The sequence below is a fragment of the Marilutibacter chinensis genome (assembly GCF_021725675.1).
GTDB lineage: Bacteria > Pseudomonadota > Gammaproteobacteria > Xanthomonadales > Xanthomonadaceae > Marilutibacter > Marilutibacter chinensis.
The window spans coordinates 59,407-85,397 of record NZ_JAKJPO010000001.1 but is presented as its reverse complement, the minus strand read 5'-3'; the positions used below and the strand labels follow the sequence as shown (position 1 = coordinate 85,397).

General features: G+C 69.1%; 17 protein-coding genes. 12 read left to right on the top strand and 5 right to left on the bottom strand.

The genetic code is table 11. The annotated features are described in order from the left end of the window. Positions 1-96 precede the first annotated feature (96 nt). The 11 genes from purB (at position 97) to pilH (ending at position 12,983) form a co-directional block, all read left to right on the top strand. Positions 97-1,470: an adenylosuccinate lyase gene (gene purB / locus L3V18_RS00345; protein ID WP_237052639.1), complete on the top strand. Its 1,374-nt coding sequence runs from the start codon at positions 97-99 to the stop codon at positions 1,468-1,470. Between the two features lie 63 nt (positions 1,471-1,533). Then, positions 1,534-1,908 carry a nuclear transport factor 2 family protein gene (locus L3V18_RS00340; protein WP_237052638.1) on the top strand — a complete coding sequence of 125 codons (375 nt, stop codon included), beginning with the start codon at positions 1,534-1,536 and terminating at the stop codon, positions 1,906-1,908. Between the two features lie 94 nt (positions 1,909-2,002). Continuing rightward, positions 2,003-2,401 carry a VOC family protein gene (locus L3V18_RS00335; RefSeq protein WP_237052637.1) on the top strand — a complete coding sequence of 133 codons (399 nt, stop codon included), beginning with the start codon at positions 2,003-2,005 and terminating at the stop codon, positions 2,399-2,401. Next, the gene (locus L3V18_RS00330; protein WP_425493441.1) at positions 2,398-3,738 is read left to right on the top strand and encodes a ribosomal protein uL16 3-hydroxylase; all 1,341 of its coding nucleotides are present in this window, start codon (positions 2,398-2,400) and stop codon (positions 3,736-3,738) included. Before L3V18_RS00335 ends, L3V18_RS00330 begins: the two co-directional genes overlap by 4 nt. Further along, entirely contained in the window at positions 3,735-4,649 is a 915-nt protein-coding gene (locus tag L3V18_RS00325; protein ID WP_237052636.1) for a GNAT family N-acetyltransferase, read from the top strand. The genes L3V18_RS00330 and L3V18_RS00325 overlap by 4 nt, the downstream gene beginning before the upstream one ends. Positions 4,650-4,954: 305 nt before the next feature. Further along, the gene (locus tag L3V18_RS00320) at positions 4,955-7,777 is read left to right on the top strand and encodes a 2-oxoglutarate dehydrogenase E1 component (RefSeq protein ID WP_237052635.1); all 2,823 of its coding nucleotides are present in this window, start codon (positions 4,955-4,957) and stop codon (positions 7,775-7,777) included. Positions 7,778-7,831: 54 nt separating this feature from the next. Further along, positions 7,832-9,052: a dihydrolipoyllysine-residue succinyltransferase gene (sucB, locus tag L3V18_RS00315; RefSeq protein ID WP_237052634.1), complete on the top strand. Its 1,221-nt coding sequence runs from the start codon at positions 7,832-7,834 to the stop codon at positions 9,050-9,052. A gap of 148 nt (positions 9,053-9,200) precedes the next feature. Next, a complete protein-coding gene (lpdA, locus tag L3V18_RS00310) occupies positions 9,201-10,643 on the top strand; it encodes a dihydrolipoyl dehydrogenase (RefSeq protein ID WP_237052633.1) in 1,443 nt (480 codons plus the stop codon). Positions 10,644-10,896: 253 nt separating this feature from the next. Then, positions 10,897-11,490 (top strand): LOG family protein, encoded by a 594-nt coding sequence (locus L3V18_RS00305; RefSeq protein WP_237052632.1) that lies wholly within the window; start codon positions 10,897-10,899, stop codon positions 11,488-11,490. Between the two features lie 66 nt (positions 11,491-11,556). Next, a complete protein-coding gene (locus L3V18_RS00300; protein ID WP_237052631.1) occupies positions 11,557-12,555 on the top strand; it encodes a YhdH/YhfP family quinone oxidoreductase in 999 nt (332 codons plus the stop codon). A 56-nt stretch (positions 12,556-12,611) separates the two neighbouring features. Beyond that, the gene (gene pilH, locus L3V18_RS00295; RefSeq protein WP_237052630.1) at positions 12,612-12,983 is read left to right on the top strand and encodes a twitching motility response regulator PilH; all 372 of its coding nucleotides are present in this window, start codon (positions 12,612-12,614) and stop codon (positions 12,981-12,983) included. A 119-nt stretch (positions 12,984-13,102) separates the two neighbouring features. Here the strand turns inward: pilH and L3V18_RS00290 are convergent, their stop codons facing one another. Together L3V18_RS00290 and L3V18_RS00285 are read right to left on the bottom strand one after the other, a co-directional pair. After that, positions 13,103-14,017: a DnaJ C-terminal domain-containing protein gene (locus L3V18_RS00290; RefSeq protein WP_237052629.1), complete on the bottom strand. Its 915-nt coding sequence runs from the start codon at positions 14,015-14,017 to the stop codon at positions 13,103-13,105. 132 nt (positions 14,018-14,149) lie between these two features. Further along, on the bottom strand, positions 14,150-14,602 hold the full coding sequence (locus L3V18_RS00285) for an Hsp20/alpha crystallin family protein (protein WP_237052628.1): 453 nt from the start codon (positions 14,600-14,602) through the stop codon (positions 14,150-14,152). Between the two features lie 197 nt (positions 14,603-14,799). On the opposite strand from L3V18_RS00285, the gene L3V18_RS00280 reads away from it, so the two are divergent. Next, entirely contained in the window at positions 14,800-15,279 is a 480-nt protein-coding gene (locus tag L3V18_RS00280; RefSeq protein WP_237052627.1) for a peroxiredoxin, read from the top strand. A gap of 114 nt (positions 15,280-15,393) precedes the next feature. Here the strand turns inward: L3V18_RS00280 and pbpC are convergent, their stop codons facing one another. The 3 genes from pbpC to gyrA form a co-directional block, all read right to left on the bottom strand. Beyond that, complete coding sequence (gene pbpC, locus L3V18_RS00275) at positions 15,394-17,796, bottom strand: penicillin-binding protein 1C (RefSeq protein ID WP_237052626.1); 2,403 nt, start codon at positions 17,794-17,796, stop codon at positions 15,394-15,396. Positions 17,797-17,969: 173 nt separating this feature from the next. Then, positions 17,970-22,955 (bottom strand): alpha-2-macroglobulin family protein, encoded by a 4,986-nt coding sequence (locus L3V18_RS00270; protein WP_425493440.1) that lies wholly within the window; start codon positions 22,953-22,955, stop codon positions 17,970-17,972. 192 nt (positions 22,956-23,147) lie between these two features. Continuing rightward, the gene (gyrA, locus tag L3V18_RS00265; protein ID WP_237052625.1) at positions 23,148-25,775 is read right to left on the bottom strand and encodes a DNA gyrase subunit A; all 2,628 of its coding nucleotides are present in this window, start codon (positions 25,773-25,775) and stop codon (positions 23,148-23,150) included. Positions 25,776-25,991 lie beyond the last annotated feature (216 nt).

Sequence of the window (25,991 nt, the reverse complement as noted above, 5' to 3'; positions counted from 1 at the left end):
GGCGCCGCCGTGGCCGGTGCGTGAGCCGGCCGCCCACGGCCCCGGGCCATCGGCGTTAGAATGCGCGCCCGCCTCCAGCACGCAGTCGCCGTCGCCATGCCCGTCCAGTCCCAGCTCGTCGCCCTGTCCCCGCTCGATGGCCGCTATGCCGGCAAGGTCGACGCATTGCGTCCGATCTTTTCCGAGTACGGCCTGATCAAGGCGAGGGTCAGGGTCGAGGTCGAATGGCTGCTGGCGTTGGCTGCCGAGCCCGGAATCGCCGAGCTCGAGCCGTTCTCCGACGCCGCGGCAGAGCGCCTGCGTGCGCTCGCCGACGGGCTGTCGGTCGACGACGCGGCCCGGGTCAAGGAGATCGAGCGGACGACCAACCACGATGTCAAGGCCGTCGAGTACTTCATCAAGGAACGGCTGAAGGACGACGCCGCGCTGGGGCCGGCACTGGAATTCGTCCACTTCGCCTGCACCAGCGAGGACATCAACAATCTCAGCTACGCGCTGATGCTCAACGAGGCCCGCCAGCACGTGCTGCTGCCGAAGCTCGACGAGCTGATCCAGAAGCTGCGCGCGATGGCGCACGAATATGCCGGGCTGCCGATGCTGTCGCGCACCCATGGCCAGACCGCCTCCCCGACCACGGTCGGCAAGGAACTCGCCAACGTCGTCGCGCGCCTGCAGCGCCAGGGCGAAACGCTCGCCGGAGCACGCATGCCCGGCAAGATCAACGGCGCGGTCGGCAACTACAACGCGCATGTTGCCGCGTATCCCGAAGTCGACTGGCCGGCGTTCTCCGAGCGCTTCGTGCATTCGCTCGGCCTGAACTGGCAGCCGTACACCACCCAGATCGAGCCGCACGACGGCATCGCCGAGATGTGCGACGCGCAGCGGCGGATCGACACGATCTGCATCGACCTGGCCCGCGATGTCTGGGGCTATATCTCTCTGGGCTATTTCAAACAGGCGGTCAAGGCCGGGGAAGTCGGCAGCTCGACGATGCCGCACAAGGTCAATCCGATCGACTTCGAGAACGCCGAAGGCAATTTCGGCGTCGCCAACGCGCTGTTCGAGCACTTCGCCGCCAAGCTGCCGATCAGCCGCTGGCAGCGCGACCTGACCGACTCGACCACGCTGCGCGCGCTGGGCACCGCATACGGCCATGCGCTGATCGGCTTCGACGCGCTGTTGCGCGGCCTCGGCAAGCTCAGCGCGAATCCGGAGCGGCTGGCCGAGGACCTCGACGCGGCCTGGGAGGTACTGGCGGAGGCGGTGCAGACGGTGATGCGCCGCTACGGCCTGCCGAATCCCTACGAACAGCTGAAGGCCCTGACCCGCGGTCGCCAGGGCATCGACGCCGAGTCGATGCGCGCCTTCGTCGAGGGCCTGGAACTCCCGGAAGAGGCGCGCCAAGCGCTGCTCGCGATGACCCCGGCCCGCTATACCGGCCTTGCCGAACGACTGGCGCGGGAAATCTGAACTGACCGCCGCATCACGCCGCAGCGACGAAACTATTCCGCCCGGCCTTGGAGAAATGCTGGCGTGAACGCCGAGAGCCTGTTCGACGAACTTGTGGCGATGGAGCGCGGCTTCTGGGAAGCCGCCGGCGATGCCGGCCACTACGGCGCGCGTTTCCACGACGACGGCGTGATGCTGCTGCCCCACCTGCCGCATCCGATGGACAAGGGCGCGGTGCTGGCCGCGGTCGCCCGGGCCGCTCCTTGGACCCGGTTCGCCTTTGACGAGGTGAGCGTGAGCTCGCCCGCGCCCGGACTGGCCGTGCTCGCCTATCGCGCGCAGGCCGAGCGCCCCGGCCTGGATACGCCCTACCGCGCGCTGGTGGGCAGCGTCTACCTGCGCGGAGATGGCGGCTGGATGCTGTTCTCACACCAGCAGACGCCGCTTGAGCCCGCATGAGCCGGACCATACCCGCCCGCGTCCGCGAGACCGCTCCTCCGGGGTTCGTCCGGCATCGGCCGGGCGGCTGCGACCATTGCCCCCGGACCTCCCGATGAAGCTGCTGCTCAACATCGATGTGCCGGATCTGAATGAAGCCGAGCGCTTCTACGTCGAGGCGTTCGGCCTGGAACCGGCGCGCAGGTTCGGCGACGCCGTGCTCGAACTGCTCGGTGCCGAGATTCCGCTGTACCTGCTGCGTAAGGGCGCCGCCACCATCGGCGCCGGAAATTCGCCGCGCGACTACTCGCGACACTGGATGCCGCTGCACTGCGATGTGCTCGTCGACGACCTCGACGCCGCGCTGGCCCGTGCGCTGGCCGCCGGCGCACGGCAGGAAGGCGACATCCGCGAAGCGGTCTGGGGCCGCATCGTGACCGTAGCCGATCCCTTCGGCCACGGCTGGTGCCTCCTGCAGTTCCTCGGCCGCGGCTACGACGAGATCGTCCCATGAACCGGAAGACCGCCCGACCCAGCCCCAAGACCGCCCGCACGCGCGCGGAGACCCGCCGCACTGCCGCTGCCCCGCCGTTCGAAATCGACGCCCGCGCCCTGCCGCCGCTGGGAATGGCGCCGGTCGATTTCCTGCGCGACTACTGGCAGAAACGGCCGCTGCTGATCCGCAACGCCTTCCCGGATTTCGTCTCCCCGATCCAGCCCGAGGATCTCGCCGGGCTGGCCTGCGAGGAGCTCGCGCTTTCGCGGATCGTCAGCCACGACCGCGCCGGCGACCGCTGGCAACTGCGCAGCGGGCCGTTCCGCGAGGACGAGTTCCCGGGCATGCCGCACCAGGACTGGACCCTGCTGGTCCAGGACGTCGACAAATGGGATGCCGACGTCGCCTCTTTGCTCGACCATTTCGACTTCCTGCCGCGCTGGCGCATCGACGACATCATGGTCTCGTTCGCCGCGCCCGGCGGCTCGGTCGGCGCCCATGTCGACCAGTACGACGTGTTCCTGCTGCAGGCCCAGGGCCACCGCCGCTGGCAGATCGATGCCTCCGCGGCCCTGGGCCGGGGCGAGCCGCCGCTGGACTTCCGCAACGACACCGAACTGAAGCTGCTGCGCGAGTTCAGCCCGACCCACGACTGGGTGCTCGGTCCCGGCGACATGCTCTACCTGCCGCCGGGCGTGCCGCACCACGGCGTCGCCGAGGACGCCTGCCTGACGTTCTCGGTCGGCATGCGCGCGCCTTCGGCGGCCGAACTGCTCGGCGATTTCGTCGACACCCTGGCGGCCGATGCCGACGAATCGCAGCGCTACCGCGATCCCGATCTCGCCCCGCCCGCCGACCCGGCCGAGATCGACACCGCGGCGATGAACCGCGCGGTCGAGGCACTGAACATGCTGCGGATGAACGACCCCGAACGCCTCGGTGACTGGTTCGGCCGCTTCATCACCCTCTACCGCAGCGCCGGCGAGGTGATGGCCGGCGGCCCCGAGTACTCCCGGATCGAAGTCGAATGGGACCTCGAACAGGGCGCGGTGCTCGATCGCCATCCATGGTCGCGGATGGCTTGGCGCCGGGCCCGCCGTGGTGCGCGCCTCTACGTCAACGGCCAGGCCCATGCCCTGTCCTCCCGCGACGCGGCACGGATCGCGAACCAGCGCTCGCTGGACGGCCAGGACTACCGCGCGTTGTCGCAGGCCGGGCGTGACTGCGTGTTCGAGTTGTTCCGCGCCGGTCATTACCAGTTGCGCGTCGACGACGAGGACGGCGGCAACGGCGCCAGCTACCTGCCATCCGACGGTCCATCTGGCGACGGACCGGCCGGCGGGAGCGCGACATGAGCGCGGTGGACGACAGCGCCGCCTTCACCGTCGAGGCGGTGGACTACGCGGCAGCCCTGCCCGACCTGCGCGCGGTCCGCGAGACGGTATTCGTCCGCGAACAGGGCGTTCCGGCCGAGATCGAGCTCGACGCACTGGACCCGCTGTGCGATCACGTCCTCGCCCGCGACGGCGTGGGACGGCCGATCGGTACCGGCCGGCTGACCCCGGAGCGGCGGATCGGCCGGATGGCGGTGCTGTCCGAGTGGCGCGGTCGCGGGGTCGGCGACGCCCTGCTGGCGGCCCTGATCGAGCGCGCCCGGGCCCACCACTGGCGGGCGGTGTCCTTGCACGCCCAGGCCGACGCGATCGCGTTCTACCTGCGTCATGGCTTCCTGCCCGAAGGGCCGCGCTTCGAGGAGGCCGGCATCCAGCACCAGGCCATGCGCCGCGTGATCGACGGTCCCAATCCGGTTGCCGACCGGGAGACGGCGTTGGCGGCGATGCTGGGGCTGGTCGCCACCGCCCGCCGCGAACTGCGCCTGTACACGCGGGAACTCGACCCGGGGCTGCTCGACCGGCCCGAGCTGATGGCGGCCTTCCGCCGGTTCGCGGTCGCCGGTGGCGAACTGCGGATCCTGTTGCAGGACCCGCAGTCGCCGCAGCGGGAGCAGGCGCCCTTGATCGCACTGTCGCAGCGCCTGCCGTCGGCGATCGGCTTCCGCGTGGTCGAGGAGCCGGTCGACCGCGATTTCGCCGGCGCCTACGCGGTCAACGATCGCGGGGGCTGGTACTACCGCTCGCTGGGCCACCGGTTCGAAGGCGAGACCCGGCTCGATTCGCCTGGCCGCGCCCGCCAGCTGCGTGCCGCGTTCCAGGAAGTCTGGGAGCGCGCCCGCCCGTGCACCGAGTTCCGCGCGCTGGGAATCTGAGTGGAGCGCCGACCGGATGCCGGATCCTGAAACGCGGAACCGGCTCGCGACCGGAGCCGATTTCGCGGACTCGACCGCCCGCCTGCCCGGCCCGAAGTCGCGCCATCCGTCGCGACCGTCGCGGGCAGACCCGGCGGTTCCCTGAGCGTCGGATGACCCGCGACCACACATTGCCCGCCGTTTTCGACTTTGGTGGTGGCCGCCGCCCCCCCTGCTGCCGTTATAATTTTGCGCTTGGCCCCCGTTAAGGTGCGATTTGCGCCCCGAACGGCCCGATCCTTCCCCTCGAGTTTCCCGATGCCATCGTGGACAGCCTCCTGAAGCAGTTCTCCCAGTCGTCGCAACTGGGCGCCAACGGCGCCTACATCGAAGACCTGTACGAGCAGTATCTGGTCGATCCCGACAGCGTCGGGCCCAAGTGGAAAGCCTATTTCGACGGCTTCAAGGGGCGTGAAGCCGGCGATCTGCCGCACTCGGCCGTCCTCGACAGCATCGCCATGGCCGCCCGCAACGTCGGCAAGGCCGGCGCGCCGGGCAGCGGCGACGAGCGCGAACGCTCGGTGGGACGCCTGATCACCGCCTACCGTTCGCGCGGCCACCTGGCGGCCGACATCGATCCGCTCGGCATGCTCGAGAAGCCGGAGGCTCCGGACCTCGACCTGCCGTTCCACCGCCTGAGCAGGAGCGATTTCTCCTCCGAGTTCAGCACCGGCGGCGTCGCCGGCAGGGAACGGATGAAGCTGGGCGAGCTGCTCGACCTGCTCAAGGCCACCTACACCGGCCCGATCGGCGCCGAGTTCATGCACATCTCCGACGCCGAGCAGCGCCGCTGGGTCTACGAGCGGCTGGAGAAGGCCGGTGGCCGTTTCAGCCGCAGCAGCGACGACAGCAAGCGGATCCTCGAGCGGTTGACCGCGGCCGAGGGCCTGGAGCGCTATCTCGGCACGAAGTACGTGGGCCAGAAGCGCTTCTCGCTGGAAGGCGGCGACAGCCTGATCCCGCTGATGGACAGCCTGATCCGCCGCGCCGGCTCCAACGGCGTGCAGGACGTGGTCGTCGGCATGGCCCATCGCGGCCGCCTCAACGTGCTGGTCAACACGCTCGGCAAGCCGCCGCGGCAGCTGTTCGACGAGTTCGAAGGCAAGTTCGAGCACCCGCAGGGCGACCGTGCCCACACCGGCGACGTGAAGTACCACATGGGCTTCTCCGCCGACATCGCGACACCGGGCGGGCCGGTCCACCTCGCGCTGGCGTTCAATCCCTCGCACCTGGAGATCGTCGATCCGGTGGTCGCCGGCAGCGTGCGCTCGCGCCAGGTCCGTCGCGGCGAAGCCGGTCGTGCGCAGGTGCTGCCGGTGCTGATGCACGGCGATGCCGCGTTCGCCGGCCAGGGCGTGGTGATGGAGCTGTTCCAGATGTCGCAGGCGCGCGGCTTCGCGGTCGGCGGTACCGTCCACATCGTGATCAACAACCAGGTCGGCTTCACCACCAGCGACCGCCAGGACGCGCGCTCGACGCTGTACTGCACCGACGTGGCGAAGATGGTCGGCGCGCCGATCCTGCACGTGAACGGCGACGATCCCGAAGCGGTCGTGTTCTGCGCCGAGCTGGCGCTGGACTTCCGCAACACCTTCGGCAAGGACGTGGTGATCGACCTGGTCTGCTACCGCCGCCACGGCCACAACGAGGCCGACGAGCCGGCGGCGACCCAGCCGCTGATGTACCAGAAGATCCGCAAGCACCCGACCCCGCGCGCGATCTACGCCGAGCGGCTGGTCAACGAGGGCACGCTGTCGGCCGACGAGGTGCAGGCTCTGGTCGACGCCAACCGCGACCGTCTCGACGCCGGCGAGGTCACCACCGAGCTGGCCGAAACCAAGTCCGACGAGTTCACCATCGACTGGCCGAGCTTCCTCAAGGGCAAGCTCAGCGACCCGGTCGACACCTCCTTCGACGGCGACAAGCTGCGCAGGCTGGCCGAGACGATCAACGAGGTACCGGACACCGTCAAGCTGCACCCGCGCGTGGCCAAGATCTACGACGACCGCCGCAAGATGGCCGCCGGCGACCAGCCAGGCGACTGGGGCTTCGCCGAGAACCTGGCCTACGCGACCCTGCTCGACGAGGGCTACAAGCTGCGCCTGGTCGGCCAGGACTGCGGTCGCGGCACGTTCTTCCACCGCCACGCGATCCTGCACGAGCAGAACACCGACGAGTACATCCTGCCGCTGCGCCGGCTGGTGGACACGCCGTCGGACGTGACCATCATCGATTCGCTGCTGAGCGAGGAAGCGGTGATGGGCTTCGAATACGGCTACTCGACCACCGACCCGATGACGCTGGACATCTGGGAAGCCCAGTTCGGCGATTTCGCCAACGGCGCCCAGGTCGTGATCGACCAGTTCATCGCCTCCGGCGAGGCCAAGTGGGGCCGCCTGTGCGGGCTGGCCCTGTTCCTGCCGCACGGCTACGAGGGCCAGGGCCCCGAACACAGCTCCGCGCGGCTGGAGCGTTTCCTGCAGCTGTGCGCGCTGGAGAACATGATCGTCTGTACGCCGACCACCCCGGCGCAGGCCTATCACATGATCCGCCGGCAGATGCGCATGACCACGCGCAAGCCGCTGGTGGTGATGACGCCGAAGTCGCTACTGCGCCACAAGCTCGCCGTCTCGACCCTCGACGAACTGGCCGACGGTGAGTTCCAGCACCTGATCCCGGACAACGCCGCCGACCCGAAGAAGGTCAAGCGTGTGGTGGTCTGCGGCGGAAAGGTCTATTACGACCTGCTGGAACAGTCGCAGAAGGACGAGCTGGAGGACGTGGCGATCGTCCGAGTCGAGCAGTTGTATCCATTCCCGCGGGCGCTGCTGTCGGCCGAGCTCAAGCGCTTCTCCAAGGCCACCGACGTGGTCTGGTGCCAGGAGGAACCGCAGAACCAGGGCGCCTGGTACCAGATCCGCCACCATCTGATCCACTGCCTGCAGGGCAAGCAGACCCTGCACTATGCCGGGCGCCTGCGCTCGCCTTCACCGGCGGCGGGTCACTATGCGGACCATGTCGCCGAACAGGCCCAGCTTGTCGCCGACGCGCTCGTCAATCCGCTCCAGGGCGACGCCAGCCCCGAATAGCCTCCCGCCTCCGCCCACCGACCCACATTCCAAGCAATCCAGGATGCCCGCCCCATGAGCACCGAGATCAAAGTTCCGGTACTGCCCGAGTCCGTCTCCGACGCCACCATCGCGACCTGGCACAAGAAGCCCGGCGACGCGGTCAAGCGCGACGAGAACCTGGTGGACCTCGAGACCGACAAGGTGGTGCTCGAAGTGCCCTCGCCGGTCGACGGGGTGCTGAAGGAGATCAAGTTCAACGAGGGCGACACCGTCACCAGCGAGCAGATCCTCGGCCTCGTCGAGGAAGGCGCGGCAGCCGAGGCGCCGAAGGCGCAGAGCGCCAGCGCCGAAAAGGAAGCCGCCAAGCAGGACGCCGACACCAAGCCGGTCCAGCCGAAGGCCGAGGCGGCGAAGGCCGAGGCGCCAAAGCCGGCCGGCAAGACCGACGACCTGCCGCCGGGCGCCCGTTTCACCGCCGTCAGCCAGGGCATCGACCCGGCCAGCGTCGAAGGCACCGGCCGCCGCGGTGCGGTGACCAAGGAAGACCTGCTCAACTACGCCCGCAGCGGCGGCGTCGGCCAGGCCGGCGGCGCGCGTCCGGAAGAACGCGTCGCGATGACCCGCATGCGCAAGCGTATCGCCGAGCGCCTGATGCAGTCCAAGGAATCGATCGCGATGCTGACCTCGTTCAACGAGGTCAACCTGGGCAAGGTCATGGCGATGCGCAAGGAGCTCGGCGAGAGCTTCCAGAAGGAACACGGCATCAAGCTCGGCTTCATGAGCTTCTTCGCCAAGGCCACCGCCAACGCCCTCGCCCGTCACCCGGTCGTCAACGCCTCGGTCGACGGCGACGACATCATCTATCACGGCTACGCCGACATCTCGATCGCGGTCTCGACCGACAAGGGCCTGGTCACCCCGGTCCTGCGCAACGTCGAGCGGATGTCCTTCGCCGACGTCGAGAAGGGAATCGCCGACTACGCGACCAAGGCGCGCGACGGCAAGCTGGCGCTCGAGGACCTGCAGGGCGGCACCTTCACCATCACCAACGGCGGCACCTTCGGCTCGCTGATGTCGACCCCGATCGTGAACCCGCCGCAATCGGCGATCCTCGGCATGCATGCGATCAAGGAGCGCGCGATCGTCGAGAACGGCCAGGTCGTCGCCGCGCCGATGATGTACATCGCGCTGAGCTACGACCACCGCATCATCGACGGCAAGGACGCGGTGCTGTTCCTCGTCGACATCAAGAACCAGCTCGAGAACCCGCACCGCATGCTGCTGGGCATGTGATTCCGTTCTCCCTCCCTCTCCCGCTGGCGGGAGAGGGTCAGGTGAGGGCCGTGCCACACAAGACGTGTCGCCCGCCCCGCCCTCATCCGGCGCCCAGCGCCACCTTTTCCCGCCTGCGGGAGAAGGGAAAACAATCCAGGACAGAAGAATGAGCGATCAGCAGAATTTCGACGTAGTCGTCATCGGCGCCGGCCCCGCCGGCTACCACGCCGCCATCCGCGCCGCCCAGCTCGGCCTGAAGACGGCGTGCATCGACGCCGCGCTCGGCAAGGACGGCAAGCCGGCCCTCGGCGGCACCTGCCTGCGCGTGGGCTGCATCCCGTCGAAGGCGCTGCTCGATTCCTCGCGCCAGTTCTGGAACATGGGCCACCTGTTCGGCGAACACGGCATCAGCTTCAAGGACGCGAAGATCGACGTCGAGGCGATGATCGGCCGCAAGGACAAGATCGTGAAGCAGTTCACCGGCGGCATCGCGATGCTGTTCAAGGCGAACAAGGTCACCCCGTTCTACGGCTTCGGCACCCTGCACAAGGGCAACGTCGTCAAGGTGAAGCAACACGACGGTTCGGAGGTCGAGCTCAAGGGCACCAACGTGATCATCGCCGCCGGCTCGGACTCGATCGAGCTGCCGTTCGCCAAGTTCGACGGCGACACCATCGTCGACAACGTCGGCGCGCTGGACTTCACAGAGGTGCCCAAGCGCCTGGGCGTGATCGGCGCCGGCGTGATCGGCCTGGAACTGGGCAGCGTGTGGAAACGCCTCGGCGCCGAGGTCACGATCCTCGAAGCGCTGCCCGACTTCCTCGCTGCCGCCGATGCCGAGGTCGCCAAGACCGCCGCCCGCGAGTTCAAGAAGCAGGGCCTGGACATCCAGCTCGGTGCCAAGGTCAGCAAGGCCGAGGTCAAGAGCAAGGGCAAGAAAAAGGAAGTCCACCTGACCTACACCGACGCCAAGGGCGAGCAGACCCTGGTCGTCGACAAGCTGCTGGTCGCCGTGGGCCGCCGGGCCGCGACGAAGAACCTGCTGGCCGACGACACCGGCGTGAAGCTGGACGAGCGCGGCATGGTGCAGGTCGACGAGCACTGCCACACCGGCGTCGACGGCGTCTGGGCGGTCGGCGACTGCGTGCGCGGTCCGATGCTGGCGCACAAGGGATTCGAGGAAGGCATCGCGGTCGCCGAGCTGATCGCAGGCCTGCCCGGCCACGTCAATTTCGACACCATCCCGTGGGTGATCTATACCGAACCGGAGATCGCCTGGGTCGGCAAGACCGAGAAGCAGCTCAAGGACGAGGGCGTGCCGTACAAGGCCGGCAGCTTCCCGTTCGCGGCGATCGGCCGTGCGGTCGCGATGGGTGAGCCGGCCGGCTTCGTCAAGGTGATCGCGCATGCGGAAACCGACCGCGTGCTCGGCATGCACCTGGTCGGCGTCGGCGTCTCCGAGCTGGTCCACGAGGGCGTGCTGACGATGGAGTTCAAGGGCTCTGCCGACGATCTCGCCCGGATCTGCCACGCCCACCCGACGCTGTCGGAGGCGATCCACGACGCCGCGATGGCGGTCGACAAGCGCGCGATCCACAAGGCCAACTGACGTTGGCCTTGTGTGAACCCAAGGTTCGCTGCGCGAACCTTGGGCCCCGGATCACACCGCCATTCCGCGCCCATGGCGCGGACCGCCCCCCAAGTTTGCTTCGCGACCTTGGGCTTGTGCATGCCGCCATCCCCGCCCTTTCGCGCCTGTGGCGCGAACCGTCCCAACTTGGAGGCTGGGGCAAAAGCAGAGGAAGCACGGCGTTCCGCTTTTTGGCTTTTATTCCCTGCCCGTTACCGCTCACCATTGACCGATGAAAAGCGTCTGCGTCTACTGTGGTTCCAACGCCGGCTCGCGTCAGACCTACACCGAACGCGCGATCGCGCTTGGCACGCAACTGGCGAAGGAAGGACTGGCCCTGGTCTACGGCGGAGGCAATGTCGGCCTGATGGGCACGGTCGCCGACGCGGTGCTGGAGGCCGGTGGCGAGGTCATCGGCGTGATTCCCGAGCAACTGGTCAACTGGGAAGTCGCGCACCGGGGCGTGACCCGGCTCGAAGTGGTCGGCTCGATGCACGAGCGCAAGGCGCGCATGTTCGACCTCGCCGACGGCTTCGTCGCCCTGCCTGGCGGCTTCGGCACCCTCGACGAGATGTTCGAGATGCTGACCTGGCGCCAGCTCGGCATCGGCAACAAGCCCTGTGCGTTCCTCGACGTGGAGGACTTCTATTCGCCGTTGATCGCGATGGTCGACCGCATGGTCGAGGAGCGCTTCCTGCACCCCGACCAGCGCGCCGACCTGTGGCACGGCGAGGACATCCCTGCGATGCTGGCATGGATGCGCGACTACACGCCGGCCCAGGCCAGCAAATGGATGGACGAGAAGCGGCGCAGGTCGCTGAGATGATCCGACAGCCGGACCGGGCAGCCTGACCGGACCGGCTTCTCCTCCGACTGCGACAAGGAACCCGCAATGAGCGCCCCCACCGCCTTCAACGCCTTCCGGATCCACGACGACGACGACGGCTATCGCAGCGGCATCGAGCAGGTATCGCTGGACGACCTGTCGCCCGGCGAGCTCGTGATCAGGACCGCGTATTCGTCGGTCAACTTCAAGGACGCGTTGGCCGGCACCGGCGAAGGCAAGATCCTGCGCCGCTTCCCGCTGGTCGGCGGCATCGATGTGGCCGGCCACGTGGTCGCCTCCACCGATCCGGGCTTCCGCGAGGGCGACGCGGTGCTGGTCACCGGCTGCGGCCTCAGCGAAACCCGCGACGGCGGCTACTCGCAGTACGCGCGCCTGGAGGCGAAGTGGGCGATTCCGCTGCCGTCCGGACTGAGCCTGCGCGAGAGCATGATCCTCGGTACCGCGGGTTTCACCGCCGCGCTGGCGCTGCTGCGGATGACCGAGAACCGGCAGACGCCCGAGCTGGGCCCGCTGGCGGTCACCGGCGCGAGCGGCGGCGTCGGTTCGCTGGCGCTGGACATCTTCAGCCGCGCCGGCTACGAGGTTCATGCGATCAGCGGCAAGGCCGACCAGGCCGGCTATCTGAAGTCGATCGGCGCGAGCGAGGTCCTGGGCCGCGACGCGCTGGCCACGAAACGGCCGATGGAATCGGCGCGCTTCGGCGGCGGCCTCGACAATGTCGGCGGATCGATGCTGGCCAGCCTGCTCGCGCAGACCGCACCCTACGGCAACGTCGCAAGCGCCGGTCTGGCCGCATCGCACGCGCTGGACACCACCGTGATGCCGTTCATCATCCGCGGCGTGTCCCTGCTCGGGGTGGCCTCGGCCGGAACCGCCCGCGATATCCGCCAGACCGTCTGGCAGCATCTGGCCAGCGACTGGAAGCCGCGCCACCTGGACCGGATCTGTACCCGCGAGGTCGGCCTGGACGGCCTGCCGGAAGTGTTCCGGACCATGCTCGGCGGCGGCTCGTTCGGCCGGACGCTGGTCGCGTTCGGCGACTGATCTTGCGGCGTCACCGCCCGCCGCTACAATCGGGCTCACGTTCCCGGGGGACCACTATGGCGCGCATCCTGATCGTCGACGACTCACCTTCGCAGCTGATGGGCATCCGCCGCATCGTCGAGAAGCTCGGCCATGATGCGATCACCGCCGAGGACGGCGCCGCCGGCGTCGACGCCGCGAAGCGCGAGCTGCCCGATCTCGTGCTGATGGACGTGGTGATGCCGAACCTCAACGGCTTCCAGGCGACCCGCTCGATCTGCCGCGACGAAGCCACCCGGCACATCCCGGTAGTCCTGGTGACCACCAAGGACCAGGACACCGATCGCGTCTGGGGCATGCGCCAGGGCGCCAAGGCCTACATCACCAAGCCTTTCACCGAAAGCGACCTCGCCGAGGTGATCGCGCAGTTGCTGCCGGCGAGCGCATGAACCCCGCCGACCGACCGTCATACCCCGCGGGAGTGGCGTAAGCCGCGATTGCGGGACACCTGGTCGCAGCTTGCGCCGCTCCTGCGGCGATCCCCGACGGTGTCCCGGCTGCGCCCGATTCAGGCCCGCCGCCAGCCGTCGCCGAAGGCATCACGCAATGCGGCATAGGCGTTCTTCTGCGCATCGCTGTCGGCGCGCGGCGCCAGCACCTCCAGCTCGACGATCTGGTCGCCCGGCGCGACCCCAGGCAGACCGCGGCCGCGCAGGCGCAGCTTGCGGCCGGCCTCGGAGTTCGCCGGCACCTTGACCTCGACCGGCCCGCCCAGGGTCGGCACGCTCAGGGTCGCGCCGAGCGCGGCCTCCCATGGCGCCAGCGGCAATACGTGGATGATGTTGCGTCCGTCCACCTCGAACTGCGGGTGCGCCGCGTACTCGATCTCCAGCAACAGGTCGCCCTGCCCATCGGCGCGGCCCTGCCCCGCCAGCCGGATGACCTGCCCTTCGCGGACGCCCTTCGGCACGCGCACGTCGAGGGTCTTGCCATTGACCGAGATCCGCACGCTGCCGCCGTCGTAGACCGCCTCCAGCGGCACCGCCAGCTTGGCCCGGACATCGCCGCGCGGCGCCGGACCGCGTGGTCCCGCCCCCGGTCCGCCAAAACCGCCGCCGCGGCGTCCGTGCCCGAACAGGCTCTCGAAGAAATCGCTGAACCCTCCGCCGGCACCGCCACCGGCGAAGATCTCCTCGAAATCGACGCCGTCGAAACCGCCGCCGCCAAACCCCCCGGGGGGCGGCTGCACCTCGTCGCCGGGCCGGTAGCCGCGTGCGCGCAACTGGTCGTAGGCCTTGCGCTTTTCCGGGTCCCGCAACGCCTCGTAGGCCTCGTTGACGGCCTTGAACTTCTCTTCCGCGCCAGGCTCCTTGCTGACGTCGGGGTGGTACTTGCGCGCCAGCCGGCGATACGCGGTCTTGATTTCGGCGTCGCCGGCGCTTGGCTCGACGCCGAGGGTGTCGTAGTAATCCTTGAACTGCATCCGGGGCTCCTGGTCACGGAGGAAACGACGGCGGACGTACCGGGGCGACGTGGACAACGGCCGGCGGATGGCCGCCGGCCGCGGTTGGCAGTGTGTCCGAAGGAGGGCCCACCTCCCCCGGCCGTCGTGCGGTCAGCCGGGCTTGCCGACCTGGATGCGGCGGGGCGTCGTCTCGGGCTTCTTCGGAATCACGATTTCCAGCACGCCGTTGCGCCCGTTGGCGGCGATCCCGTCGGGATCGGCGCTGTCCGGCAGCGCGAAGCGGCGGTGGAAGCTGCCATAGTAGCGCTCGATCCGCGAGAAGCGCTCGGTTTCGGTGGTGCTCTCGCTGCGGCGCTCGCCCTTGATGGTCAGGATGCCCTTGTCCATCTGCACCTCGATGTCCGCCGGGTCGATCCCCGGAAGGTCGGCGTACAGCACGAAGCGGTCGGCCTCTTCCTTGACGTCGACGCGCGGCACCCATTGGCTGGTCACCACCGACGATTCGTCGGCGTCGCCATTGTCGAAGAAACGGTCGAAGACCTGCTTGATCTCTTCCTGCAAAGCGCCAGGGCCGGGCCACTGGCGGTAACGGACGATGTTCATGTCGATACTCCAGTTTCAGGTTGGTTCGCACGCGGCCGGACCGGCGCGCAGCCGCCCCGGCCATGTCGGCGAGATGGGTGCCGGCGCGCCGATTTCAAGCCACGCGGACGCTTCCGGGCGATGCGCCACGCATGGACGCCCCTCTCTGGCTGAAGCCGGAAGGCCTACACTACGCGCTTCCCCCACGGAGATCCCGCATGAGCATCCAGATCGGCGACCCCCTTCCCGACGCCCTGCTGCAGCAGGTCGGCGACAGCATCGAACCGGTCGACTCGGCCACCCTGTTCACCGGCAGGAAGGTGGTGCTGTTCGCGGTCCCCGGTGCGTTCACGCCGACCTGCTCCGAACGTCACCTGCCGGGCTTCGTCGAGCAGTTCGACGCGTTCCGCGCCAAGGACGTGGACGTCGCCTGTCTGTCGGTCAACGACCCGTTCGTGATGCAGGCCTGGGCGCAGGCCCAGCACGTGCCGGCCGGGCTGCACATGCTCGCCGACGGCAACGGCGAGTTCACCAAGGCGCTGGGCCTGCAGCTGGACGCCACCGCCTATGGGATGGGCTTGCGCGCCAAGCGTTTCGCGCTGTACGCGGAGGACGGCGTTGTCAAGCAGCTCTGGGTCGAGGCGCCGGGCGAGTTCAAGGTGTCCTCGGCGGAACACGTGCTCGAGCAGTTGTCATAAGCACACGCGGTCCGGATATCAGCCACGGATCACACGGATCACACGGATAAATACGGATAAAGCCATTCAAGGTTTATCCGCGTACATCCGCGTTGATCCGTGGCCGAGGGTCTCCTACTGCAGCACGCGGAAATCGACGCTCGCCCAGGCGCCGGTATCGGCCAGCGCGGTCAGCGTATGCGTACCGGGTTCACCGAAGTCGTGCTCGAAACGGCCGCTGCCCTCCGATTCGCCGATCAGGCGACCGTCCAGCAGCCAGCGGATCCGCGCATCGCTGCCGACCGCGCGCACGAACAGCCGCAGCCCACGGCGGCCGCCTGGCGCGGCCGCGAGCGTGGCGCGGTCGTTGATGCCTTCGATGCTCAACGCCTCCCCACCCTCGCGTCCGTCGTCGACGCAGTCGGCCGCCAGCGGCGGCAACCGCGAGGCATCGCGTTGCGCACGCGTCAGCCACGGCGACGCCAGTGCCGGCCAGCGGGCGAGCCGGACCGGGCGGCGCTGATGCGGGCGACCGCACTCGGCCGACAGCCGCGCACCACTGTGTGCATCGACATCGAAGCTGACCACGCCGGCGTTCCACAGGCGCGCACCGCGTTCGGCGAAGGTCGGCGGCACCACACCCTGCAGCGTCCAGGCCTTGCGCTCCTGCTGGCATAGCCCGGGTGCGGCCGGGTCCGGCGGCAGCCCCAGCGGCCAGCAGACCCCGACCTGGGCCACCCCGGCCGGCGGCGGCGACGCCGCCGCATCGCCGCGCTGGCGCGGCAGGGTGTTGATCACCTCGAACAGCAGCGGCAAGGCGGTCACCGCGCCGTACTGCCCGGGCAGCGGGGTGCCATCGGGCCGCCCGACCCAGACCCCGACCGTGTGGCTGCGGGTCGAGCCCAGCGCCCAGGCGTCGCGGAACCCGTAGCTGGTGCCGGTCTTCCACGCCACGCGGGCGCGCCGGCTCGAGTCGAAGGTGTCCACAGCGGTGCCCGGCCGCGGATTGGTCTCCAGGATCTCGCGCACGATCCAGGCCGCCCCCGGCGACAGCAACCGCCGTTCGGCCTGCGGATCGTCGACGGTGTAGCGGACGCGACCGGCCAGGCCGGCCCGGTTGAGCGCGGCATACGCACCGACCAGGTCTTCCAGCCGTGCTCCGGTACCGCCGAGGATCATCGACAGGTTCGGCGAGGCGCCACGCGGCCAGTGCAGTTCGATGCCGGCATGGGCGAGTCGCGCGGAAAAGCGCACCGGGCCGACCCGGTCGAGCACGTCGACCGCCGGCACGTTCAGCGACAACCGCAGCGCGGTCGCGACACTGACCGGTCCGTTGAAGGCGGCATCGAAATTGCCGGGACGGTAATCGCCGAAAGCCTGCGGCGCATCGACCAGCAGGCTTTCGGAATGGATCAAGCCGTCGTCGATCGCCAGGCCGTACAGGAAGGGCTTCAGCGTCGATCCGGGCGAACGCCACGCGCGCACCATGTCGACGTGGCCGAGCCGCTCGGCATCGGCGAACTCGACCGAACCGACATAGGCGCGGGCCTGCATCGTCGCGTTGTCGACCACCAGCAGCGCGGCCGAGGTGCGCTCCGGCAAGGCCGAGAAGTAGCTGGCGACGCGCGCCTCCAGGGTCCGCTGGAGGTCGATGTCCAAAGTCGAGGCGATACGCCGCGCCTGCGGATGCGCCTCGCGCAGGCGCCGCGCCAGCAATGCGGCATGGCGCGGCGGCGCCAGCGAACGCGAGACCACGGTCTCGATCCGGGCGTCATCGACCACGGCCGGGCTCCAGCGTCCCAGTGTGGCCATCCGCTCGAGCACCTTGTCGCGCGCGGCAAGCGCGGCTTCGGGCTCGCGGTCCGGCCGCAGCCGGCTCGGCGCCTGCGGCAATACCGCCAGCAGCGCGGCCTCCGCATGCGACAGCTGCGACGACGGCTTGCCCAGATAGGCCCAGCTGGCCGCCTCGACGCCTTCGATGGTGCCGCCGAACGGCGCGTGGTTGAGGTAGAGGGTCAGGATCTGCCGCTTGGAGAAATGCGCTTCCAGTTGCAGCGCCCGCAGCATCTGCCGGAGCTTGGCCCAGGGCGTTCTGCTGCCACCGGCCGGCGGGTCGAGGATGCGCGCGACCTGCATGGTCAGGGTCGAGCCGCCCGAGACGACCCGCCCGTGCCGCAGCCACTGCCCGGTCGCGCGCAGCATCGACAGCGGATTGATCCCGGGATGATGCCGGAACCAGCGGTCCTCGTAGTCGAGCAGGGCGTCGACGTAGAGCGGCGACACGTCTTCGACCTCGACCGGATAGCGCCAGATCCCGTTGCGGTCGGCGAACGCGCGCAGCGGGGTTCCATCGGCGGCCACCACCACCGCCCCGGCGTCGCGCGCATCCGGCAGCGGCAGCGGAAACGCCAGGTCGAGCAGCATCGCCAGCGTTGCCGTCAGCAATGCCGCCAGCGCGGCCGCGAGGCCACGACGGCGCCAACGGGAAGGCGGCGGTGCTCCGATGGGCACGCTTGCGGAAGGCTCGGTAGCGGACATTGTCTGGGGATTCTGCACTTCCCGGCCGCGTCACGACACGGGAGATCCGAAGCGGCTCGCCGGCGGCGCAGCCGGAGGCGATCCCGCTCCGTGCGGCCGGATTCCGCGCCTCAACCTGCGTGGACGGCGGAGCCGGCGCCCCCTCCGGGTGCAAAGGGACGCCGGAGATGCGTTCAGCCGCCCGGCGGCACCACGGTCACGGTCGCCGGCGCCGCGCGACCGATCCCGCGCAGGTCGGGCCGGTACATGTCCTCGACCAGCGACGGCGGCACCGCGTACGTGCCCGGCGTCACCGCCCGGACCATGTAGAACACCCTGTCGGTGTCGCCGCGGTCGAGCTTGAGCGCGGCCACGTAGCGGTCGTCGCGGTACTCCTCGTAACGGATCTCGGCGGCATCCTCGCGTTCGCTGAGGGTGATGCCGTCGACGACGACATCGGCCCACTGCTTGGCATCGCCGAGGTTGAAGTTCTCGATCTCCAGGCCGGCCGGCAACAGGTCCGTCAACAGTGCATCGGGCATGTCGCGATCGGCGACGATGCTGACCGCGGCGATCAGTACGTCGCCCTCCTCGAGCGTGCCCCCGCTCCACGGCTTGCCTTCGGTGGTGTACCAGCGCCGGGTGACCTTGATCACCGACTCGTCGGCCGCCGGAGCGTCGCGCGGCACGCCGGCGACCTCGAGATTGGCGTACAGCGGGGTCTTGCCCTCCGGCGTGAAGCGGATCCCGGACATCAGCCGCGTGTGGTCGAAGTCGCGACCGATGTAGCGGGCGGCCGCGGCAGTGGCGGTCTCCTCGCCGACCCGCCATTCGCCGGAAACGCGATTGCCCTGGTCGGCCATCAACGCCTTGCCGAGGCGGGCCAGCGCCACCTGTTCCTGCGTGCTCAGCCACAACCAGCCGCGGTTGCGGCGGGCGTCGAGCTCGCGGCCCAGGTCGACCGCGCGCGCGTCATACTCGGGCCGGGCGAGGTCGTGCTCGTGCACCAGCGCGATCATCAGCGCGTCGTCGCGCAGGCGGCTGCCGTAATCGCCCAGGTATGACGGTCGGGCGGCCGAATCGCGGTCGAAGCCCGCTGCAACCGCCCTGGCACCGCGGGCCTTGTCGCCCTGCAGGCTCAGCGCCAGCCCGAGGTGGACCAGCGGCAATCCGGTCAGGCTCTTGTCGCGGTCGTTGTCGTACATCGCCCGCAGCGTGCCCAGCGGCGCGCGGTTGACCCGCGCAAGCGCATAGCCGGCGTAGGCCTTGTAGGCGAACTTCAGGTGTTCGCGGCGATCGTAGCCGAAGAACGGCGGGCCACCCGACAGCAGGTCCTCGCTGAGCACCTTCAGCGCCTTCTGCAGCATCGCGTCGGGCACCGCGAAACCGGCGTCGCGCGCGTCGAGCAGGAACTCGACGATGTAGGGCGTGATGATCGGGTTGACGTAGTCGCCGTCGCCCCACATCGAGAAATGGCCCGAGCTGATCTGCATGCCGGCCAGGCGTGCGAACGCACCCTCCATCCGGTTGCGGCGCTTGGTCGCGTCGAGACCCTCGATGCCGAGCATCCGCGCGGTCCCGTCGTCGAGTTCAAGCGCGGCGTATCCCTTGCTGGTGGTCTGCTCGGCGCAGCCGTACGGATACTTGAGCGCGCCTTCGAGCGCGCTGGCGAACGGAATCGGCGGCAGCGCACTGACCGACAGCCGCGCGGTCACCGAACCGGGCATCAGCCCCTCGGCCAGCGCCGGGTCGAGCTGGATCGCGGCCAGCTCGTCGAGCACCCGGGTACGCGCACGCAGCACCGACGGCCACGCCGGGCGCACGGGCAGGTCGTAGCTGCGGTCGACCTTGTAGCCGTTGCCCTCGACGCGGACGCGGACCCGGGCGACGTCGTAGCCTTCGCGCGCGGTCAGCGGGAAGTCGAGCGTGGTCTTGCCATCGACCTTCAGCTCGACGCTGCGGCCGCCATCGGCGACCGAGACCGGACCGATGCCGTCGACGCGCACCTTGAACGTGCCCGGCTTTCCGGTGAAGTTCTGCACGTCGAGGGTGAGCTTGCTGCGATCGCCCGGCGCCAGCACCCGGGGCAGGCTGGCCTCGGCGAGGACCGGTGCGCGCACGATGGTCTCGCGGTCGTGGCTGCCGTAGTGCCCACCCGCATAGACCAGCGCGGACACCCGCAGCGTGCCGTTGAAGTCCGGCACCGGCAGCGCGATGCGCGCATTGCCCTTGCCGTCGAGCTTGACCGGGCCTGCGAACAGGTCGACGGTCTGCACCCGCGCGGTCGGACGGCGTGCCTGTGCGAGCGGCTGCAGCGCCATGTCGCCGCCGAAGCGGATGCGCGCCAGGCTGCCGTCGAAGCTCTCGATCACCCGGCCGTAGACATCGTAGGCGTCGACCCCGAGCCGGCGCTGGGCGAAGAAGTGCGCGGCCGCGTCCGGCACCGGGAAGCGGGTGATGTTGAGGATGCCGACGTCGACCGCGGACACGGTGACCCAGGCATCCTTGCCGGCCAGTTGCGGCACGCTGACGGTCACCGGCATGTCCCGCTCCGGACGCATGAGCTCCGGCGCGACCAGGCCGACCGCGACCTTGCGGTCCTTGCGGTCCATCGGCACGTGGGCGACGCCGACCGCGCGCGCCGGGGTTACCTTGCTCGGCGCGCTGCCGCCGCGGAACACCAGCGCGGTCACGTAGACGTCGTGGCGCTCCCAATCCTCGGTCACCGGGACCTCGACGGTGCTGCCGGACTTCACCTCCACGCCCTTCACGAACAGCATCCGGTCGCTTTCGACCATCACCAGCCCGCGTCCTTCGTGCGGCGGGGTCAGGGTCACCCTCAGGGTGTCGCCGGCGCGGTAGCCGGTCTTGTCCAGCGACAGCTTGACCTTGTCGGGGCGCGCGTCCAGGCCCCGGTTGTCGTCGTTCCAGCTCCAGCCCGCGGTGAACGGATAACGCGTGGTCAGCTGGGTGGCCGGGTCGAACACGTCGATCCGGTAGTCGCCCCACTCGACCGGGAAATGCAGCTTCAGCGGCGTCGCACCGGCCTCGACCTCGCGCGTCTCGATGTCCTCGAATCGGCGGGTGAAGTCGTAGTCCCAGCCGTCCTCGTCGTCGTAGTTCCAGTGGTAGTCGCGGTGTTCGCGGACCAGGGTCACGCGCAGCCCCTTGACCGGGCGCGGCTTGCCGTCGACGCCGAAGCGGCCGAGTTCGAAGCCGGCATTGGCGTTGGCGTCGGTGCCCTCCTTGTCGTCGAACAGCGGGCGCACGCCGACCAGTGCGTCGGCCGGCCAGAGCACCCGCTTCAGGCTGCGATTGACGCTGCGCCCGCCGGTCTCGAACAGGCTGCCCGAGACGATCGCCGCGATCGGCGTGGTGGGTTTGGCCTCGGCCGGTAGCGCGATGTCCTGCGCGAACGTACCGTCGTCGGCCAGCTTGGCGTCGACGACCTCCTTCGCCTCGCGCGGCAGCTGCACGGTCGGATCGCCGAAGAACCAGCCCGGCAGGCCTTCGATCGGATGCTGGTCGACCGCGACGGCGAGCTTGGCGGTGAAGCGGTTGCCGGCCGCCGCCGCGCCGTACAGATAGGCGCCGGTCGCCTCGAGCTTGAAAGGCTCGCCGGGCCTGAGCACGTCCTGCGGGCTGTCGAGGTCGAGCTTCATCCGCTCGGGGAGGAACTCCTCGATCCGCAGGGTCATGCCCTGCACCGCCTCCTTGCTGGCCGGGTCGCTGCGGAACTCGACCTTCCAGCGACCGGTCGCCGCGTCGGCCGGGATCGCCTGTTCGTGGCGGACATACCCCTGCGGGTCCGGGGCCAGCGCGGTCTCGATCAGGATCTTGCCGTCGGGTTGCACGTAGCGTACGTACAGCGGCTGCTTCGCCCCGCCGGTGCCACCCGCATCACCGCCCTTCAGCGGCCGGCCGTCCTGGTCGCGCAGCAGGGCCGAGACGCGGACCGTCTCGCCGGGACGGTAGAGATCGCGGCCGGACCAGGCGAACACGTCGAACCACGCCTGTTCCCGGCCGGACACCGCGAACTCCGACAGGTCGAGCGCCGGCTGGTTGAACGGCAGCATCGACACGTCGCCGCCGCGCTCGGCGACCAGCACGTGTCCGGCGTCGAGGCGGTACTCGAGCATCGCGTTGCCGTGGCGGTCGGTTTCGCCCTTGAGCACCGGCTCGCCCTTGGCATCGAGGATGCGCAGCCCGGTGCCGCTGACAGGTGCGCCGTTGGCCAGCGACGCGGTGTGCACGAACAGCTTGTCCTTGTACGCACGCGCATGCAGGCCGAGATCGCTGACGGTGAAGAACGCGGTCTCGTACTGGTCGCTGTAGCGGCCGACGCGCTTCATCACCGCGAAGTACAGGCCCGGCTCCTGCAGCTCCTTGATGTCCTGCAGCGGCAGGTAGGTCAGCACGCGCTCGTTGGGCTTGCCGCCGAGCACGAAGCGGTTGACGTAGACCGACTCGGCCAGCTCGCCCAGCGGGGTGTTGTCGCCATAGTCGGCATCCAGCTCCCAGGAACCGCGGCGTCCGCCGCGCTGGTACTCGCTGAAGAACTTCGGCAGCGACTTCTCGCGCACGCGCAGGAACTCGACGTCGACCTCGGGCACGTTGACCGAAACCACCGGCAGGCCGCGGCTGTCGCGCGCCGGCAGCACGCTGCCCTGCGAGGCGAAGCCGACCACCGGGGCCAGCGGACCGGTATGCACGGTCTTGACCACTTCCCCGTCGAGCCGGTCGCCGGCCGCGGCGGTCAGGCCGGCCCTGATCGTGACCTTGTAGTCCTTGCCCGCCTCCACGTGCGGAAAACGCAGCACCTTGCCGTCGTCGCCGAGCACCCAGCTGCCGGACACCACCGCGCCCTTGTCGTTGGCGACCGCGATCAGCTCATCGAAGTCCTGCGAGCCGACCAGCGGCTGGGTGAACTCCAGCGCGATCGCCAGCTGCTCGTCGTGATGGTCGGGATAGGCCGAGGCCAGCGCGAATCCGGCCTGCACGGCCGTCTTCTCTGCCTGGATCTTCTCTCCGCTGGTCGCCGGCAGCTGGCCGTCCTGGTCGCGTTGGCATGCGGTCGCGAACAGCAGCATCAACAACAGCGCCAGCGACAACGATGCGGCCCGGCGGATACCGCTCCGGCCCGGGCCGGCCCCGGAACTGTGCAGGCGATTGATCCCCATCGTCGAACTCCCCTCGGCTGCGGCTTCCATGACGTGGGGTGAGTATAGACCCCGCCGCCGCGATGGAGAGTTCGAGCGGAACGGCGGTTCGCACGTCATCGACGGTGGACGGTGAAAGAAAAACGCCGCCCGGAGGCGGCGTTGCGGAATCGGCCGGAACGCGACCGCCACCGTGGGCGGTCGCGCCGGCGGTCAGCCTGCTGGATCGACCGGCTCGGGGCCGCTCGCGTCGGCTCCAGGAACGGTCTCCACGAGGGAGGCCGCACCGTCCTCGGACTCGTCATCCACCTCCAGCGACGCGTCCAGGCGCTCCACCGCCTGCAGCGACTCGTCCGCCGCCAGCCTCATCAGGGTCACGCCCTGGGTGTTGCGGCTGACCTGGGAGATCTCGGCCGCACGGGTGCGCACCAGGGTGCCACCATCGGAGATCAGCAGCACGTCGTGCTGCTCGCTCAGCTGCACCGCGCCGACCAGCTTGCCGTTGCGCTCGGTGGTCTTCAGCGCGATCACGCCCTGGATGCCGCGGCCCTTGCACGGGTATTCGTCGACCGGGGTGCGCTTGCCATAGCCGCGTTCGCTCGCGGTCAGGATGTCGCCGTCGCCGTCGATCACGATCAGGCTGACGACGACCTCGCCGTCGGCCAGCTTCATGCCGCGTACGCCGGTAGCGGTACGGCCCATCGAGCGAACCTCCGATTCGGCAAAGCGCACCGCCTTGCCGTTGCTGGCGAACAGCATCACCTCGCGGCCGCCATCGGTCAGCTCGACCCCGACCAGGGCGTCGCCCTCGTCCAGATTGATCGCGATCTTGCCCTTCTGCAGGCGGAACGCGTACTCGGTCAGCGGCGTCTTCTTGACCGTGCCCTTGCGCGTCGCGAAGAACACGTAGCGCCCCTCGTCGTACTCGCGCACCGGGAGCACCGCCTGTACGCGCTCGCCTTCCTCCAGCGGGATCCAGTTGACGATCGGGCGCCCGCGTGCGTTCGGGCCGGCATCGGGCAGCTGGTGCACCGGCAGCCAGAACACCCGGCCCGCGCTGGTGAAGGTCAGCAGGGTGTCGTGGGTGTTGACCAGCCACAGCTGGTCGATGAAATCCTCTTCCTTGGTCGCCGCCGCGCTGCGACCGCGGCCGCCGCGCTTCTGGGCGCGGTAGGTGGTGACCGGCTGGCGCTTCGCGTAACCGGCGTGCGACAAGGTCACGACCACGTCCTCGGGCGCGATCAGGTCGAGGATGTCGAGGTCCTCCTCGCTCTGCCGGATCTCGCTGCGGCGGGCGTCGCCGAACTCCTCCTTGACGTTGCGCAGCTCGGTGCGGATGACCTCCATCAGCACTTCAGGATCCTCGAGGATCTCGATCAGGCCGCGGATGGTCTCCAGCAACAGCTTGTACTCCTCGGTCAGCTTTTCCTGCTCCAGGCCGGTCAGGCGGTGCAGGCGCATCTCGAGGATCTGCTGGGCCTGGGTCTCGGTCAGTTGATAGGCGCCGTCGACCAGGCCGACCCCCTTGGGCAGGTCCTCGGGACGCGAGGCCTCGGCGCCGGCGGCGGCCAGCAGGCTGCCGACCAGGCCCGGTTGCCAGGTGCGCCCGAGCATCCGCTCCTTCGCGACCTGCGGGTTCTCCGAGGTCTTGATCAGCTCGATCATCTCGTCGATGTTGGCGAGCGCGACCGTCAGGCCTTCCAGGATGTGGGCGCGCTGGCGGGCTTTGCGCAGCTCGAAGATGGTGCGGCGGGTCACCACCTCGCGGCGGTGGCGCACGAACACCTCGAGCATGTCCTTCAGATTCAGCAGCTGCGGCCGGCCGTCGACGATGGCGACCATGTTGATGCCGAACACCGACTCCATCTGGGTCTGCTGGTAGAGGTTGTTCAGCACCACCTCGGCCGACTCGCCGCGCTTGACCTCGATGTAGATGCGCATGCCGTCCTTGTCGGACTCGTCGCGCAGCTCCGAGATGCCCTCGAGGCGCTTTTCCTTGACCAGCTCGGCGATCTTCTCGATCAGCCGCGCCTTGTTGACCTGGTACGGGATCTCGGTGACGACGATGGCCTCGCGGCCGGTGCTGTCGTTGACTTCGATCTCGGCGCGCGCGCGCATGCGCACCCGGCCGCGGCCGGAGCGGTACGCGGCCATGATCCCGGCAGTGCCGTTGATGATGCCCGCGGTCGGGAAGTCGGGACCCGGGATGTACTCCATCAGTCCGTCGATGTCGATCGACGGGTCGTCGATCAGGGCGATGGTCGCATCGACCACCTCCGACATGTTGTGCGGCGGGATGTTGGTCGCCATCCCGACCGCGATGCCGGCCGAGCCGTTGACCAGCAGGTTCGGCACCCGGGTCGGCAGTACCGATGGCTCGAGTTCCTTCTCGTCGTAGTTGGGCTGGAAGTCGACGGTCTCCTTGTCGATGTCGGCCAGCAGTTCGTGGCTGAGCCGCGACATCCGCGCCTCGGTGTAACGCATCGCAGCGGCGTTGTCGCCGTCGATCGAGCCGAAGTTGCCCTGTCCGTCGATCAGCATGTAGCGCAGCGAGAACGGCTGCGCCATGCGCACCAGGGTGTCGTAGACCGCGCTGTCGCCGTGCGGGTGATACTTACCGATCACGTCGCCGACCACGCGCGCCGACTTGTAGTAGGGCTTGTTGCTGTGAGCGCCGAGCTCGTTCATCGCGTACAGCACGCGGCGGTGCACCGGCTTGAGTCCGTCCCGGGCGTCGGGGAGCGCGCGTCCCACGATCACGCTCATCGCGTAATCCAGGTAGCTGCGACGCATCTCGTCTTCGAGGTTGACCGGGATGATTTCCTTGGCGAGTTCGGCCATCAGGGTTCCGTGTTGGGCGGTGGATCCGGCGCCCGCCGACGCCCACGGACGGGCCGGTACGGCACCATCCGGGGCGACGCGCACGGCGCCACCAAAAAGACGGGAAATCTTAGCACAACGGAGCCCCCCGCCGCAGCATCCGCGACGGCTGATTTACCGGCAGAAACAAGGACTTGGCACGCCAATGCGACGCAGCGCGGCGAGTCGCCGGCACGC

Coding starts and splice junctions, on each gene's coding strand:
- purB (WP_237052639.1), top strand. CDS start 97: ATGCCCGTCCAGTCCCAGCTCGTCGCCCTGTCCCCGCTCGATGGCCGC.
- L3V18_RS00335 (WP_237052637.1), top strand. CDS start 2,003: ATGAAGCTGCTGCTCAACATCGATGTGCCGGATCTGAATGAAGCCGAG.
- L3V18_RS00330 (WP_425493441.1), top strand. CDS start 2,398: ATGAACCGGAAGACCGCCCGACCCAGCCCCAAGACCGCCCGCACGCGC.
- L3V18_RS00325 (WP_237052636.1), top strand. CDS start 3,735: ATGAGCGCGGTGGACGACAGCGCCGCCTTCACCGTCGAGGCGGTGGAC.
- sucB (WP_237052634.1), top strand. CDS start 7,832: ATGAGCACCGAGATCAAAGTTCCGGTACTGCCCGAGTCCGTCTCCGAC.
- lpdA (WP_237052633.1), top strand. CDS start 9,201: ATGAGCGATCAGCAGAATTTCGACGTAGTCGTCATCGGCGCCGGCCCC.
- L3V18_RS00305 (WP_237052632.1), top strand. CDS start 10,897: ATGAAAAGCGTCTGCGTCTACTGTGGTTCCAACGCCGGCTCGCGTCAG.
- L3V18_RS00300 (WP_237052631.1), top strand. CDS start 11,557: ATGAGCGCCCCCACCGCCTTCAACGCCTTCCGGATCCACGACGACGAC.
- pilH (WP_237052630.1), top strand. CDS start 12,612: ATGGCGCGCATCCTGATCGTCGACGACTCACCTTCGCAGCTGATGGGC.
- L3V18_RS00290 (WP_237052629.1), bottom strand. CDS start 14,017: ATGCAGTTCAAGGATTACTACGACACCCTCGGCGTCGAGCCAAGCGCC.
- L3V18_RS00285 (WP_237052628.1), bottom strand. CDS start 14,602: ATGAACATCGTCCGTTACCGCCAGTGGCCCGGCCCTGGCGCTTTGCAG.
- L3V18_RS00280 (WP_237052627.1), top strand. CDS start 14,800: ATGAGCATCCAGATCGGCGACCCCCTTCCCGACGCCCTGCTGCAGCAG.
- pbpC (WP_237052626.1), bottom strand. CDS start 17,796: ATGTCCGCTACCGAGCCTTCCGCAAGCGTGCCCATCGGAGCACCGCCG.
- L3V18_RS00270 (WP_425493440.1), bottom strand. CDS start 22,955: ATGGGGATCAATCGCCTGCACAGTTCCGGGGCCGGCCCGGGCCGGAGC.
- gyrA (WP_237052625.1), bottom strand. CDS start 25,775: ATGGCCGAACTCGCCAAGGAAATCATCCCGGTCAACCTCGAAGACGAG.